The organism is Pseudovibrio sp. M1P-2-3, from assembly GCF_031501865.1.
Lineage (GTDB): Bacteria > Pseudomonadota > Alphaproteobacteria > Rhizobiales > Stappiaceae > Pseudovibrio > Pseudovibrio corallicola.
In genome coordinates, this window is record NZ_JARRCW010000001.1 from 576,225 (window position 1) to 590,706 (window position 14,482).

14 protein-coding genes and 1 other RNA gene are annotated in these 14,482 nt (G+C 48.7%); 5 read left to right on the top strand and 10 right to left on the bottom strand.

Annotation, left to right across the window (positions count from 1 at the left end):
- The first annotated feature begins 259 nt into the window (after positions 1-259).
- Entirely contained in the window at positions 260-1,261 is a 1,002-nt protein-coding gene (locus P6574_RS02750; RefSeq protein WP_310618863.1) for an NAD(P)H-quinone oxidoreductase, read from the top strand.
- Positions 1,262-1,437: 176 nt separating this feature from the next.
- Positions 1,438-2,145, top strand: a complete 708-nt coding sequence (locus P6574_RS02755) for a DUF1013 domain-containing protein (RefSeq protein WP_310618864.1) — start codon at positions 1,438-1,440, stop codon at positions 2,143-2,145.
- A gap of 134 nt (positions 2,146-2,279) precedes the next feature.
- Here P6574_RS02755 and P6574_RS02760 read toward each other — a convergent pair whose 3' ends face one another.
- The 10 genes from P6574_RS02760 to tkt all read right to left on the bottom strand — a co-directional run bounded on the left by P6574_RS02760 (position 2,280) and on the right by tkt (position 13,024).
- Positions 2,280-3,314, bottom strand: coding sequence for a peptidoglycan -binding protein (locus tag P6574_RS02760; protein ID WP_310618865.1), 1,035 nt, complete (start codon positions 3,312-3,314; stop codon positions 2,280-2,282).
- Positions 3,315-3,317: 3 nt separating this feature from the next.
- Entirely contained in the window at positions 3,318-4,316 is a 999-nt protein-coding gene (locus tag P6574_RS02765) for a flagellar motor protein MotA (protein WP_310618866.1), read from the bottom strand.
- Positions 4,317-4,457: 141 nt separating this feature from the next.
- Positions 4,458-5,249: an inositol monophosphatase family protein gene (locus tag P6574_RS02770; protein WP_310618867.1), complete on the bottom strand. Its 792-nt coding sequence runs from the start codon at positions 5,247-5,249 to the stop codon at positions 4,458-4,460.
- Between the two features lie 69 nt (positions 5,250-5,318).
- Positions 5,319-5,882, bottom strand: a complete 564-nt coding sequence (gene efp / locus P6574_RS02775) for an elongation factor P (RefSeq protein ID WP_310618868.1) — start codon at positions 5,880-5,882, stop codon at positions 5,319-5,321.
- Positions 5,883-6,078: 196 nt separating this feature from the next.
- On the bottom strand, positions 6,079-7,164 hold the full coding sequence (locus tag P6574_RS02780; RefSeq protein WP_310618869.1) for a tetratricopeptide repeat protein: 1,086 nt from the start codon (positions 7,162-7,164) through the stop codon (positions 6,079-6,081).
- Positions 7,165-7,170: 6 nt separating this feature from the next.
- Positions 7,171-7,812: a thiamine phosphate synthase gene (locus P6574_RS02785; RefSeq protein WP_310618870.1), complete on the bottom strand. Its 642-nt coding sequence runs from the start codon at positions 7,810-7,812 to the stop codon at positions 7,171-7,173.
- A 127-nt stretch (positions 7,813-7,939) separates the two neighbouring features.
- Positions 7,940-9,130, bottom strand: a complete 1,191-nt coding sequence (locus P6574_RS02790; protein ID WP_310618871.1) for a phosphoglycerate kinase — start codon at positions 9,128-9,130, stop codon at positions 7,940-7,942.
- Positions 9,131-9,149: 19 nt separating this feature from the next.
- Positions 9,150-9,773: a LysE family translocator gene (locus P6574_RS02795; protein ID WP_310618872.1), complete on the bottom strand. Its 624-nt coding sequence runs from the start codon at positions 9,771-9,773 to the stop codon at positions 9,150-9,152.
- A gap of 126 nt (positions 9,774-9,899) precedes the next feature.
- Entirely contained in the window at positions 9,900-10,907 is a 1,008-nt protein-coding gene (gene gap / locus P6574_RS02800; protein ID WP_310618873.1) for a type I glyceraldehyde-3-phosphate dehydrogenase, read from the bottom strand.
- Positions 10,908-11,029: 122 nt separating this feature from the next.
- A complete protein-coding gene (gene tkt, locus P6574_RS02805) occupies positions 11,030-13,024 on the bottom strand; it encodes a transketolase (RefSeq protein ID WP_310618874.1) in 1,995 nt (664 codons plus the stop codon).
- 515 nt (positions 13,025-13,539) lie between these two features.
- On the opposite strand from tkt, the gene P6574_RS02810 reads away from it, so the two are divergent.
- The 3 genes from P6574_RS02810 (at position 13,540) to ssrS (ending at position 14,481) form a co-directional block, all read left to right on the top strand.
- A complete protein-coding gene (locus P6574_RS02810; protein ID WP_310618875.1) occupies positions 13,540-13,821 on the top strand; it encodes a DUF4164 domain-containing protein in 282 nt (93 codons plus the stop codon).
- A gap of 3 nt (positions 13,822-13,824) precedes the next feature.
- Positions 13,825-14,274: a cell division protein ZapA gene (locus P6574_RS02815; RefSeq protein WP_310618876.1), complete on the top strand. Its 450-nt coding sequence runs from the start codon at positions 13,825-13,827 to the stop codon at positions 14,272-14,274.
- A 46-nt stretch (positions 14,275-14,320) separates the two neighbouring features.
- Positions 14,321-14,481, top strand: a non-coding RNA gene (ssrS, locus tag P6574_RS02820) — 6S RNA.
- Position 14,482 lies beyond the last annotated feature (1 nt).

A 14,482-nucleotide genomic window follows, 5' to 3' on the forward strand; every position in this document is an offset into this window, starting at 1 on the left:
CCAGATGACTGGATATTAAATATTTAATATACAATGGTGAAGTAATGGTAAATATATAACAAATTTATGCTAATTTTATGACCTGATATGTAAGCATTTTACTGATAATATATTATGCAATTTGTACTTAAGTAAGTATTGATATGGCATATTCCAACTTTTTGATGAGATAGCCATATTTGATTGGGCTTTGCTTATAGTTTAGTAATTCTGATTTATGCGCCTCAGGTTGTGGGCGATGTGTTCAGATGGAGGCCTCATGACAAAATTACCTCAAACAATGAAAGCGATTATTGCAGCTGAAGCCGGCCCGCCGAATGTACTTAAGCTTGCCGAGCGCCCGACACCTAAAGCTGGTTTTGGAGAAATCCTTATCGCAGTAAAAGTGGCAGGTGTGAACCGGCCAGATATTATGCAGCGCAAGGGTTTATACCCCGCTCCGAAGGGGGCTTCGGAGCTGTTGGGATTAGAAGTCAGTGGGCACATTGCTGCAATTGGAGAGGGAGTCGAAGGGCATAGGATTGGAGATGCCGTCACAGCTCTTGCTCCAGGTGGTGGATATGCGGAGTATTGCAGTGTTCCCGCTTCAAGTGCGCTTCCCCTTCCAAAAGGTCTATCCATGGAAGAAGCCGCTGGTATTCCGGAAACCTTTTTTACAGTTTGGACGAATGTTTTTGATCGGGCTGGCCTTCAACAGGGAGAAACTTTCCTTGTTCATGGGGGAACTTCTGGAATAGGGTCAACAGCTATTCAGTTGGCAAAAGCTTTCGGAGCGACAGTTTTTACAACTGCTGGATCGGAACTGAAAGTGGAAGCAGCCAGAAAATTTGGTGCTCACCATTCAATAAACTACAAAGAAAAAGACTTTGTTTCGGAAATTTTGAATATCACTGATAAACAGGGGATTGATGTAATTCTGGATATGGTTGGTGGAGATTATGTAGAGCGCAACTGGAAAGTTGCTGCGATGGATGGTCGCATTTGCCAGCTCGCAACGTTGAATGGAATCAGTAAGGATGTGAATTTTGCACGTTTAATGATGAAAAGGCTAGTGCACACAGGTTCGACGTTACGGCCACGTTCTACTGAATTCAAAGGAAAGATAGCACAGGAGCTCTATCAAAAGGTATGGCCCCTTTTAGAGAATAAGCAAATTGAGATTGTTGTAGATCGAATCTTCCCACTGGAAGAAGCAGACAAAGCCCATGAATTGATGGAGAGCTCAAGCCATATTGGTAAAATTTTGCTCAATGTGGCCTAGCCAATCACTAAAGTCATAGGGATGATGAGCTGTGCCTCTTCGTAACTTCTCATCATCGACAATTGCTTTCCGGTTCAGGTAAGCGTATATTGCGGGCCAAGTTTCCCGAAAACACACAATACTTTTAGCTTTTGCCTGTTAAATCGTCGCGAAAGCTTACAGGAGGGTTATACGCTATGGCCAACGCGCCACTCATGCCAAAAGCAACCGCCGTTTGGTTGGTAGATAATACAGCGCTAAGCTTTGATCAGATTGCTGCATTTTGTAAGCTTCATCCCCTTGAAGTGAAGGCTATCGCTGATGGGGAAGCCGCTCAGGGGATTAAAGGATTGGATCCAGTCCTGACAGGTCAGCTCACCCGGGATGAAATTGAGAAAGCTCAGAATAATCCGCGCTACCAAATGCATGTTCATGAATCAAAAGTGCGTGTTCCAGAGGCAAAAAGAAAAGGGCCGCGGTATACACCTGTTTCTCGTAGGCAGGATCGCCCCAATGCAATTTTATGGTTAGTTCGTCATCATCCAGAGTTGGCGGACGCACAAATTATGCGATTGGTTGGAACGACCAAGCCAACAATTGAAGCTATTCGCGACCGGACGCATTGGAATTCTGCGAACCTGACCCCTGCAGATCCTGTAACGTTGGGACTGTGTTCGCAGACTGAGCTGGATATCGAAGTGGAAAAAGGTGCGAAGAATGCACCTCAGAAGGTTCTGAAAGAGCAGCCTGAAACTCTGCTACCAGTTGATGAGACAACCAGTGAAGATGCTCTTGCTGCCGCCTTTGCGAAACCGGCTCAGAAGAAGCCTCAGGAAGAAGAGATTGATGCTGACGCCGTCTTTGCAAATTTCTCTTCATCCAGCTCCGACGAAGACGAGAGTTAAGCTGAAGCATACCTTTGAGACATTGATAAAGGTTTTCGGGTAAAGGTGCTCGAAGACAACATTTCAAGGTATAAAACTCTGAAACTCAGCACTAGTGCTGGGTTTCTTTTTATCCATACAGTCACAGGGGATGATTATCGTTGCGTGAGCTTTAGTTCAATGCGCCGGTTCTTGGCATAAACCGATTCACTATCACCATTTTCAAGAGGTTGATATTCTCCAAATCCAGCTGCAACAAGGTGCTCAGGTGAAACGCCTTGTGCGATAAGATACCTCACAACTGAGATTGCGCGCGCAGCTGAAAGCTCCCAGTTATTCCGAAGTCGGCCCGAGCCTGAAAGCGGGCGTGCATCGGTATGCCCATCTACCCGTAGGACCCATTCAATTTCATAGGGAATCTGATTTTCCAACTCCTTAATTGCGCTTGCTAGAATATCAAGCTGCTGGCGCCCTTGAGGATTGATGTCCTCGGATCCGGAAGGAAACAGAACTTCTGATTGGAAAACGAAACGGTCGCCAACGACTTGTATGTCTGAGCGTTGTGCAAGTATTGTTCTAAGGCGGCCAAAGAAGTCCGATCGATAGCGGGAGAGCTCCTGCACACGCTGTGCTAACGCCACATTGAGCCGTTTACCCAGATCGGCAATCTTTGTCTGACTTTCCTGATCCCGGTGCTCTGAGGCGTCCAGAGCGTCTTCTAGAGCGGCAATTTGACGTCGTAATGCGGAAAGTTGCTGATTCAGGAGTTCAACTTGGGCAAGCGCTTTAGAGCTGAGTTGCTTTTCACCTTCTAGTTGGCTTTGCAGGGTCGCAAGCCTGCCGTCCGCATCATCAATTTCTCCCGAACTTGCTTGAAGTCTGGTTTGCAGCTCATTCCGTTGACTCGTCATTGTTTCCAAGCTGAACTGCAAGGAGGAGACAGTAGTTTCCAAATCACCCACATTGGCTTTTTCCAAAGCCAATAACTCGGTTAGTTCAGCGATTTGCTGGTTCAGGCGATTCAAGACAGAGTCTCGACCTGAAAGCTGCTGACTGAGGAAGAATTGTGCGATCATGAAGATCGAGAGTAAGAAAATGAATACTAAAAGCAAAGCGGACATGGCATCCACAAAGCCCGGCCAGTAGTCTTCTGCACCACGTTCCCCACGCCTGCTACGAGCAACCGCCATTTCCTAGTCCTTTTCCGTTTCTCGCTCAAGGCCTTCTGTAAGTGTTTTGAGAAGCCTTTCTATTCTACGCTGTTGTATATTTTGACCTTCTGCCCACTCGCGCATCATCTTTTGTTCAGATCGAACATGTTGAACAAGACCTTGAATACCTTCAGCAAGACGAGTGAGAGCTACGTTGGCGTTTTCATTGCTGCCGCTGGCTTCAATGGTTTGGCGCAGTTGTTCGATCGAAAAATGTAGGCTTTCCTGATTTGAAGCGCTATTGCTGTCCTCACCATTTAATGGCTCGATATCAGTAACGGTTGAAAGCCAGTCCTCGAGTTCCAAGTAGAATCGGTTTTGGGCTTGTCCGGCCTGTAGATCAAGAAAGCCAAGGATCAGTGAACCTGTCAGTCCAAGGAGGGAAGATGAAAAAGCTATTCCCAAGCCGGTCATCTGCGCGGTAATCCCGCTGATCAAATCCTCGAAGAGAACAGCTGCATCACTACCGTTAACATTCAAAGTGGATACCGTCTGGGCAACCGCACCGACTGTCTGCATCAGGCCCCAAAATGTTCCAACCAAGCCAAGGAAGACGAGGAGCCGCGTGAGATAGCGTGAAATCTCTCGGGATTCATCTAGTCTGGTGCCTATTGAATCGAGGAGGGAGCGCATTGTCACAGGAGAAATGGCCATATCTCCGGCTTTGTTCCCTAGAAGGGTAGCCATTGGGGCCAATAATACAGGTGGGCGCTTAACTTCAAGGCGAGGGTCGCCAATGCGAAAACCGTTGACCCATGAGACTTCTGGCATAATGCGCAGAACCTGACGGAAGCTCAGAATAATGCCGAGAATAGCAACACCGAAGATCAATCCGTTAAGTGCAGGGTTGGCCATGAAGGCAAGAGAGATCTGGCGAAGAAGGACAAAAGCGATAAAGCTAGCCAATACCAGAAAAATGATCATCCGCCACAAGTAAACTTGAGGACTGGATAGACTATAAGGATCGAAATCGCGTGTCATGAACCCGAATGCAGTATTCCGTTAAAGATCCCTTTTGATAACGCGATTTCCGGCTTTTGGGAAACCGGAAATCGCAGATCTTGTGCGATGAGTGGATATGCAGTGGCTTACTACATGATTTACCACATGAATTACTGGCTATTATCGCGCTTTAGCGAGTAGTTCCCGCAGTTGTATATGTGTAAATTCGTTACCTGTGATGACTGAACCGGTCTTCAGCATGTTATCTTTGCCTTCTGCATCGGAGACAAAACCACCAGCTTCGCGAATCATTAGGATGCCTGCGGCAATATCCCATGCATTGAGGCCATTCTCCCAAAATGCATCGAGGCGCCCGTTTGCAACCCATGCCATATCAATGGCAGCGGCTCCGCACCGGCGAATTCCGGCCACTTCGCCCATCACATAGCGAATTTCTTTCAAAGAGCGGGCATGGTCTCCCACACCAATGAACGGAATACCAGTGCCAATGAGACAATCAGCCATATCTTTACGTGCAGCCACGCGCAGTCTGCGATCATTACAGAAAGCACCGTTTCCACGTTCTGCTGTATAAAGCTCGTCCATAACTGGATTATAAATGACTGCAGCTATAATTTGTCCTGCCCGTTCAAGAGCGATGGATACGGCAAAAATCGGAATACCATGGAGAAAGTTTGTTGTGCCATCAAGTGGATCAACAATCCAGCGGTGTTGGCCATCTTTACTTTCAATTTCGCCGGACTCTTCCATTAGGAGACCATAGGATGGTCGAGCTTTCTGGAGTTCTTCGCGAATAATTTTTTCTGCTCTGTGATCTGCCTGAGAAACAAAGTCACCTGGTCCCTTACGGGAAACCTGTAGATTTTCTATTTCACCAAAATCACGAGCGAGGGAGCGGCCTGCTTTGGTGGCTGCCTGAACCATGACGTTGAGGAGGGCCGAACGTGCCATATTTTTTTTCCGGTGGTTGATTGCGTGAAGCGATTAAAAAGCCAGCTTCACGCAAAAGAGTTACGTTTATTAGTCGGCGCGGCGCACGTACTCAACTGAGCTTGTGTCTACTACGATTTTTTCGCCTGAGGAAATGAAAGGAGGTACCATACAGCGAACGCCGTTTTCCAGCATCGCAGGCTTGTATGAAGAAGACTGAGTTTGCCCTTTGACGACTGCGTCTGCCTCTGTAATTTCCAGTGTTACAAATTGAGGGAGCGTGATGCCGATTGGCTTTTCTTCATGCAGCTCAACTGTCACCATCATTCCATCTTGAAGGAAGGCAGTTCTGTCTCCGACAAAGTCCTTTTGCAGTTCAAGCTGCTCATATGTTTCTGTGTCCATAAAAACAAGCATGTCGCCTTCTTCGTAAAGGAACTGATAGTCCTTCTGTTCGAGGCGAACGCGTTCTACGGATTCTGTTGCACGGAAACGCTCATTCAACTTACGACCGTCAAGCAGGTTTTTCATTTCAACCTGTGCAAAGGCTCCGCCCTTGCCAGGCTTTACATGCTGGACTTTTACCACTGCCCAAAGAGTGTCCTGATGCTGCAGAACGTTGCCGGGCTTAATCTCGTTGCCGTTGAGTTTCATAAAAGATACCGATCTGTCTGATTAAATAAAAAAGTGTGCAGGTCGCGCTTGAATACAAGAGTATCAGCAGCAACGCCAGCCTGCGGTCTGTGCACCATAATTTCACTCAGGTTTCAAGAGAAAATATTATTGTCTGGTGGGGTAGTGCTTAATCCCACCAATTCTTTTGAATAGGAACTCAATGGGAACCTTGAAATTAGTGTGAGCGTAAAAGCGGTTCCAGCTCCTGTACACGCATACTAACTTTCTCTTGCTCATTGAGTGATATTCTTTTTGTGAGCTCATCAAGTTCACTATCAAAGATACCCATTCGGCTTGCAAGGCTTTGCCATGCTGAGGCTTCTATAATATTTTTGGGACGCCCTGCGCCAAATGCGTACATGCGTGCAAGCCGGTTCATTGCAATCGGATTGCCAGCGTTTGCCGCACGTTCGAACCAGTCAGCCGCTTCATTCTGATTTGGCACCACGCCTTTGCCATGGAATAACAAAACAGCATATTGAACCTGAGCTTCAATATTTCCCCGCCGGGCCGCTCTGCCAAGCCAGTAGGCACCACGCATTTCGTCATATTGGCCTTGCTCGGAATCCAGAAGAAGAAGACCTAGTGCATACATAGCGTCTACATCATCTGAAAGGCTCGCCTGCTCATACAGCTCTTTAGCTTTAGCCGTACTTTGCGGGAAAACTTCACCCTCTTGGTAGAGTAGGGCCAAGTTGAATAGGGCTTCATTGAGTTGAGCCTTTGCAGCAACACCTAGATAATCGGCAGCCTTTTTCTTATCCTGAGCGACGCCACTTCCGCTCAGATATAGCAAACCTAGCCGCAAGGCTGCTTGTGGGTCGTCGTTTTTTGTGGCCAGTTCATACCAGTGGGCTGCTGTTTTTAGATCCTGAGGAACTCCCCGACCTGTCTCATAGAGGACTCCTATCAATGTAGCCGATTTGGTTTGTCCAGCTTCAACGGCTTTGGTTGCCCTGTCCAAGGCTGTTAAATACCAGCCTCGTTGGAAGGCGCCATAAGCCAAATCTCCCTGCGTAGGGCTGCTGTCTTGAGTTGTCATCTTGCCTTGCGGCTCAGTGGGGCGCGTAATTATGGCGGGAGCCAGGAGACCTTTCTGGTCTTCTGGCAGCAGCTGGTCTATTCCACGCATGGAAGCGAGCAACTCACTCGTATTTAACTTTTGGAGGCTCTCGGCATGAGACGGGAGCGCCAAGAGAATAGATGCAAAAGTCCCGTATACAATGCTACGACGTCCAAGAGTTAAAGATCGAGTGAGCATGGAATGTTACTCCTCTGCTTCCGCAAGTTCATATTGGGACAAGACTGCGTTAGCTGCTGTAATTGCAGCTTTTGGGCCTGTTTGGTAAGACCAAATAGCTTCTCGGACAGCTACGAATTCTGCTCCAGTTGCTGCGGCAGCTTCTACTGATTCCAGTGTGGTTCCAGACAATACGACGCATGGCGTTTCAAACACTTCAGCCCACCAGCGACCGTATTCCAGAGATTTTCTATTTGCTTGTTCTTTTTGTTCTAATTCAAGCAGACCAAAGAAAATATAGTCAATTCCCATAGAGGCAACCGTCATGGCTTCATGCTTGGTCTTAATACCCGCATGGCCGATGATCTTGCTCTCCTGGAATGAACGGACAACTTCTTCCAGTTCTTTGTCCGAACCGGTAATGTGAACACCATCAGCGCCAGAGCGGCCAGCGATCTGGGTGTTGTTTTCTATAAGGACCGCGATACCGGCAGCCTGAGCAATAGGGACAAGGCGCTTTGCAATGGTTTGCAGTTCTGGTTCGTTGACCTTTGGGGCCGAGATAAGCAGGCATGCAATGTCGCCGCCTTCAATGGCTTCTTTCAGTTGACCTTCAAATACGTCAAGGTCAAAGTGTGGTGGTGTTACCAAATAAAGGCGCGGATGCACGAATTCTTCTCCAGTCGATTGAGTTTGAGTGAGGCCCGCAATACTTCGCGATTAATTCACGGTAATAAAGGCAAAAAGAGGGACCAGTGGCCCCTCTCTTACGAATAATCAAAGAAAAATGCTAGTGTTATGCTTCCAGAGCAACAACGCCGGGCAATTCTTTCCCTTCCAGCCATTCAAGGAATGCACCACCTGCAGTGGAAATATAAGTGAAATCCTCACTTGCTTTGGCGTGGTTGAGTGCTGCAACGGTATCGCCGCCGCCTGCAACGGTTTTCAGTTTGCCTTGCTTGGTGCGTGCGGCTGCGTGCTGTGCTGCCGCGACTGTTGCCTTATCGAAGGGCTCGATTTCAAAGGCACCAAGTGGACCGTTCCAAACGAGTGTCTTCGCTGTATCGATTTTTGCTTTGACGACGTCAATGGAAGCTGCTCCAACGTCGAGCATCATTGCATCACTCGGAATAGCGTCTAGGCCAACGGTCTCATTTTTCGCACCTGCTGCAAATTCCCAAGCTACGACGGCATCAGTCGGCAAAACGATTTCACATTTTGCTTTTTCAGCAGCAACCATGATGCGCTTTGCTGTGTCAGCAAGATCATGCTCGCACAAGGACTTACCAACATTTACGCCTTTTGCGGCGAGGAAGGTGTTTGCCATGCCGCCGCCGATAACCAAGATATCCACTTTAGAGACAAGATTCTCCAGCAAGTCGATTTTGGAGGAAACCTTCGCGCCCCCAACAACTGCCAGAACTGGACGTTCTGGTGTGGAAAGGGCGGATCCAAGCGCTTCCAACTCGGCTTGCATGGTGCGACCTGCAAAGGCAGGCAGAAGCTTTGCAATACCCTCTGTGGAGCCGTGGGCGCGGTGCGCAGCAGAAAACGCATCGTTTACATAAATGTCGCCGTTTGCTGCCAGCGCTTTTGCAAACTCTGGATCGTTCTTTTCTTCACCAGCATAGTAGCGTGTGTTTTCAAGAAGCAGAACATCACCGGCTGTCATTGCGTCGATAGCGGTTTTCGCTGGTTCGTTGATGCAGTCAGCAGCGAAGGTAACTGGCTTACCCAAAAGCTTTTCAACAGCCGGTGCAACTGGGGCAAGGCTCATTTCAGGAACCTTCTGCCCCTTTGGACGGCCAAAATGCGCAAGCAAGATAACTTTGCCACCTGCCTCGGAAATTTCGCGGATGGTTGGCAGAACGCGTTCGATGCGGGTGGTGTCAGTTACATTGCCATCCTTCATTGGAACGTTGAGATCAACGCGAACGAGGACACGTTTGCCAGATAATTCGGCGTCACTGAGAGTTTTAAAAGACATTGTAAGTCCCTTTGGTAATTCAAGGGCGGGATGAGTTGGTGGTGACGGCAACTGCTATCCCAAAGAGAGTGAGGAGTACGCCAAAAGAGCGTTCGAGCCAAAGTTTGATGCGTAAAAATCCTTGGCGCACAGATGGAAGCGTGAAGAAGCAAGTTACTATGACAAACCATGCAAAAACACCGCTTGCCATGATTACACCATAACCGACCTTGGTCAAAAGCGTAGTTTCTGGGGAAGTCACTTGCAGGAAGACACTCAATGCAAACATTGTGGCCTTGGGGTTTGTGACGTTGGTTAGGAATCCCCAGCGTAGTGCTTTATAAGGCGAGATGACGGTCTCTTCAGAGCTTTCAGGCCCTGAGTTTGACGCTCCGCGGAACATGGTTACGCCGAGAAATACAAGATATGCGGCTCCAACAAGCTTCAGGATATTAAATAGAAAAATAGATTGCGATACAAGCAACCCAATACCCGCCAAAGCATATGTGACATGGACAGCCAGAGCCAAGCCAATTCCTAGGGCAGTCATGATTCCCGCAAGTCTTCCACCGATCAAGGCATTGCGGATGACGACAGCAAAGTCAGGTCCAGGTACTATTGCAACAACAATTGTCAAAGAAATTACGGTTAATAGTTCTGTCATGAATTTGAACCCTTACAGGCCTAAAACGCAAATCATTTTCGCTTGAATGCTAGAGAGGCGAAAAAGAAAGGCTGGCTTATTTAAGGAGCCAGCCTTTCTATCAAATTTTCGGACTTAACCGACTGATCAGATTAGCTTTGCCATTGCAACGGCGGTGTCTGCCATGCGGTTGGAAAAGCCCCATTCGTTGTCGTACCATGTGAGGATACGAACCATTTTGCCTTCCATGACCTTGGTCTGGTCCATGTGGAAGATGGAGGAATGCGGATCATGGTTGAAATCGCAGGAAACGTTTGGCAGCTCTGTGTAGCCTAGAACGCCCTTGAGTTCGCCCTCAGCAGCTTCCTTGATAGCAGCGTTGATTTGTTCAACTGTGGTGTCTTTTTTGGCTTCGAATACCAAGTCCACAACAGAAACGTTTGGAGTTGGTACGCGGATAGCAACACCGTCCAGCTTGCCAGCCAGTTCAGGAAGAACAAGACCAACAGCCTTAGCTGCACCTGTGGATGTTGGGATCATGGACATAGCTGCCGCGCGGGCGCGGTACAGGTCTTTGTGCATGGTGTCGAGAGTTGGCTGATCACCTGTGTAGGAATGAATGGTGGTCATGAAGCCTTTTTCGATGCCAACAGCCTTGTCAAGAACAGCTGCAACAGGGGATAGGCAGTTGGTTGTGCAAGAAGCGTTGGAAACAACCAGATCGTCTTTTGTCAAAGTGTCGTGGTTGACACCGTAAACGATTGTCTTGTCAGCACCAGCAGCTGGAGCAGAAACCAGAACGCGCTTTGCGCCTGCTTCAAGGTGCAGGGAGGCTTTTTCTTTTGCGGTGAAAATGCCAGTACATTCCAGTGCAACGTCAATGCCCAACTCACCCCAAGGAAGATCTTTCGGGTCACGGATTGCGGTTACTTTAATAGGGCCGCGGCCAACGTCAATGGAATCGCCGTCTACTTTAACCTCTGCTGGGAATTTGCCATGAACAGAGTCGAAGCGCAGCAGGTGAGCATTTGTTTCAACAGGACCTAAATCGTTGATTGCTACAACTTCAATATCGGTACGGCCCGATTCAATAATTGCACGAAGAACGTTACGTCCAATACGACCGAAGCCGTTGATGGCTACCTTTACTGCCATTTGAAAACCTCTTTCTTTCAGCGCCTTGTAATGTGGCGCGCTGTAGGCCTTGCCGGCTCTTCGCCAGCCGTTTAGCGAGGGAGGGTGCGCGCTTAAAAGAGGCGTGCACCCCAGTATTTACCTTAGGCGTCGGTGCCTAGGCGAGTTTGAGCTTCCTGAACGACAGCTGCTGCTGTAATACCGAAATGCTCATAGAGTTCTTTGTAGGGGCCAGAGGCTCCGAAACCGCTCATGCCAACAAAGGCTCCGTCGTTGCCAATGAAACGGTCCCAACCCTGACGGATACCTGCTTCAATAGCAATTTTGACAGGGCTATTGCCGAGAATGGACTGCTTGTAAGCGTCTGATTGCTCTTCAAACAGTTCAAAGCAAGGAACGGAAACAACCCGAGCCTCAATGCCATTTTCTTTCAGCTGCTTTTGCGCGTCTACTGCAATTTCAACTTCAGAACCGGTTGCAAAGATCGTGACCTGTGCATCGCCGTCACACTCGGAAATCACATAGGCCCCCTTTGCACAGCGGTTTTCTGCTTCATAAGCAGGGCGCTGAGAAGGAAGGTTCTGACGTGTGAGCGCCAAAACGCTTGGAGTTTCCTTGGTTTCAAGAGAAAGCTGCCAACATTCCAGTGTCTCGGTGATGTCAGCAGGACGGAAGAAATGCAGGTTCGGAATTGCGCGCAGAGCAGCAAAATGCTCAACTGGCTGATGGGTCGGACCATCTTCACCAAGACCGATTGAATCGTGGGTCATGACGTGGATAACGCGCTGTTTCATGAGCGCGGCCAGACGAAGGGACGGGCGGCAATAGTCGGAGAAGATCAAAAATCCGCCGGAATAAGGCACAAGACCGCCATGCAACGCCATGCCGTTCATAGCCGCTGCCATGCCATGCTCGCGAATACCCCAGTGCATATACCGACCGGAGAAGTCGTCGGGTGTGATGGATGCGGTTTGAGCGGTTTTGGTGTTGTTGGATCCGGTTAAGTCGGCAGAGCCGCCAATAGTCTCTGGTAGAACCTGATTGATGACGCCCAGAACAGCCTCGGAAGCCTTACGGGTAGCCATGGTTGGCTGAGTTTTGGCCAGCTCTTTCTTATAGGTGTCGATTGCCTTGGTAAAATCGGCAGGCAGATCGCCACGCTCACGGCGGTCAAACTCTGCGCGCAAGTCAGCTTCAGAGTTTGTAAAGCGCTCTTCCCACTCACGGCGCGCTTGCCCGGAACGTAGGCCTGCAATGCGCCATGCGTCGATCACATCACTTGGCACGTCGAAGGGCTCACTTGCCCAGTTAAGTGCTTCGCGAGTGGCCTTGACTTCATCAGCGCCCAAAGGTGAGCCATGTACTTTATTGGTTCCAGCTTTTGTTGGCGAGCCGAAGCCAATCTGTGTTTTTGCAGCAATTAATGTCGGGCGGTCACTTTTCTGAGCGGTTTCCAAAGCTGCTGTGATCGCTTCTGGATCATGACCGTCAATAGAAATGGTGTTCCAGCCTGATGCCTGAAAGCGCATGACCTGATTTGTACTATCGGCCATAGAGACACTGCCATCGATGGTGATGTCATTGTCATCCCAGATAACGATGAGCTTGTTCAGCTTCAGGTGTCCTGCCAGAGAAAGGGCTTCTTGTGAAATCCCTTCCATAAGGCAGCCATCGCCAGCTAGAACATAGGTGTGGTGATCAACTAGGTCAGCACCAAAGCGGTTTTGCTGGATTTTTTCAGCAATCGCCATGCCTACTGCGTTGGCCAATCCTTGTCCAAGAGGGCCTGTCGTTGTTTCAATACCAGCGCCGTGGCCAAATTCGGGGTGACCACAAGTGCGATATCCCAGCTGACGGAAATTCTTAAGTTGCTCGATTGGAAAATCTTCGTAGCCAAGAAGATGTAGAAGAGAATAGAGTAGCATGGAGCCGTGCCCTGCCGACAGAACGAATCGGTCCCGGTCCGGCCAGTTTGGCGCCTTAGGGTCAAACTTCAGAAACTTAGAGAAAAGAACTGTGGCAACATCCGCTGTTCCCATCGGAAGACCGGGATGTCCAGACTTCGCTTTTTCAATAGCGTCGATTGAGAGAAAGCGGATCGCGTTTGCCATCCGGTTGTGTTTTTCGAGATCGGTCATCTTCGTCCCGTTGCTCGTTCGGCCGGGCAGCCGACATACTATTTTTCTACCGTAGAGCAGCTGTATTCCTGTCGCCTTTGCCCCAGGCGGAGAATGCAGGTTTTGGCTGCTGAAAGTCATACGAAAGGAGACATAACAGGTAGTGATATTAAGTCAATCAAACTGATCCGTTTGGTCTCACAAACTGATAATATGATAGTTTTAACGGTGAAATTTCAGAAATATATAGGTAAAAACTCAAGATAAGTTGTGAAAGTTTAACAGGCCTTCCTTTGGTAATTGGGTTTGAGGGGGCTGCTTGAGTAGCGCAAATGAACCTGATTGCGAGAATGAATGGTGCTCGCGAAGATGATTATGATGTGAATAACAAGGGGTAAGCTGGTTTCTCTCATAGAAACGGTGGCAAAGCATGCCTTAGAGAAGGTACAGTAAAGCTTAGTCAGTTATAGCAATATCTTATACGACAGGTTAAATGCTGCTGACATGAATTGGTAGATAACAAGGGCAAGGCAAGTATGGAAAACAGCCAAAAACTCAATGATGCACTTGGGCGTTTGACGGCGGCTGTTGGAAAATTGGAAACCGTTGCCCATCAGCGGCTATCTACTGACAAAATGGTTGATGTTTTGGAGACCGATATCCAGCGCTTGGGAGAAGACCGTTCGCGTCTGGCAGCAACTTTAGATAGTGCGGAAGCTCGTGCTGATAAGTTGGAAAGCATCAATAAAGAAGTTTCAAGGCGCCTCGTTGCTGCCATGGAGTCAATTCGAACTGTACTTGATAAGCAGGGACGCTGACGTATGGCACAAATATCAGTCACAATTAACGGCCGTAGTTTTCGTATGGCCTGCGATGATGGGGAAGAAGAGAGGTTGCTGGGATTAGCCAAGCGCTTTGATGAGAGCATTGACATGCTAAGAGGAAGCTTTGGTGAAATTGGAGACTTGCGCCTGACAGTTATGGCCGGAATTATGGCTATGGACCAGATGGCGGAAAAAGAGCGGAAATTGAAGGTTCTGGAGGAGGATCTGGCTAAAACTAAGGTGCAGTTCGAGGAAGACCTCAAGCGCCAAAGTGAGAAGCTGGATGCAGAAATTGCCCAATTGAAGCGGGAAAATAATGCTCACGGTGAAATCTCGGCACGTCGCGAAGAGTTGATGAGCAGCAAGCTGAACGAAGTTGCAGTGAAAATCGAAGAATTGGCGGAAAGCCTTGCCGGAGTTCCAAAGGAAGAAGTGGAAGTTTCCTGATGGTCAGGGCTGGCATTCTGGAAAGTCTTTATGTATAGGGTGGGAGGCGTCGCTGCGCAGTTCGTCAGGCGAAACATTATCCCCGGGGCCTTACGCATTCCTTCGGGAGCTGTTCCTGTTTTCGCTCGTGGGCTTAAACACACGGCACCCACCTACATTGTAGGTTCTCCGGGATTGCACAATCGTTAACGGCTGAAGTGGCACGCTC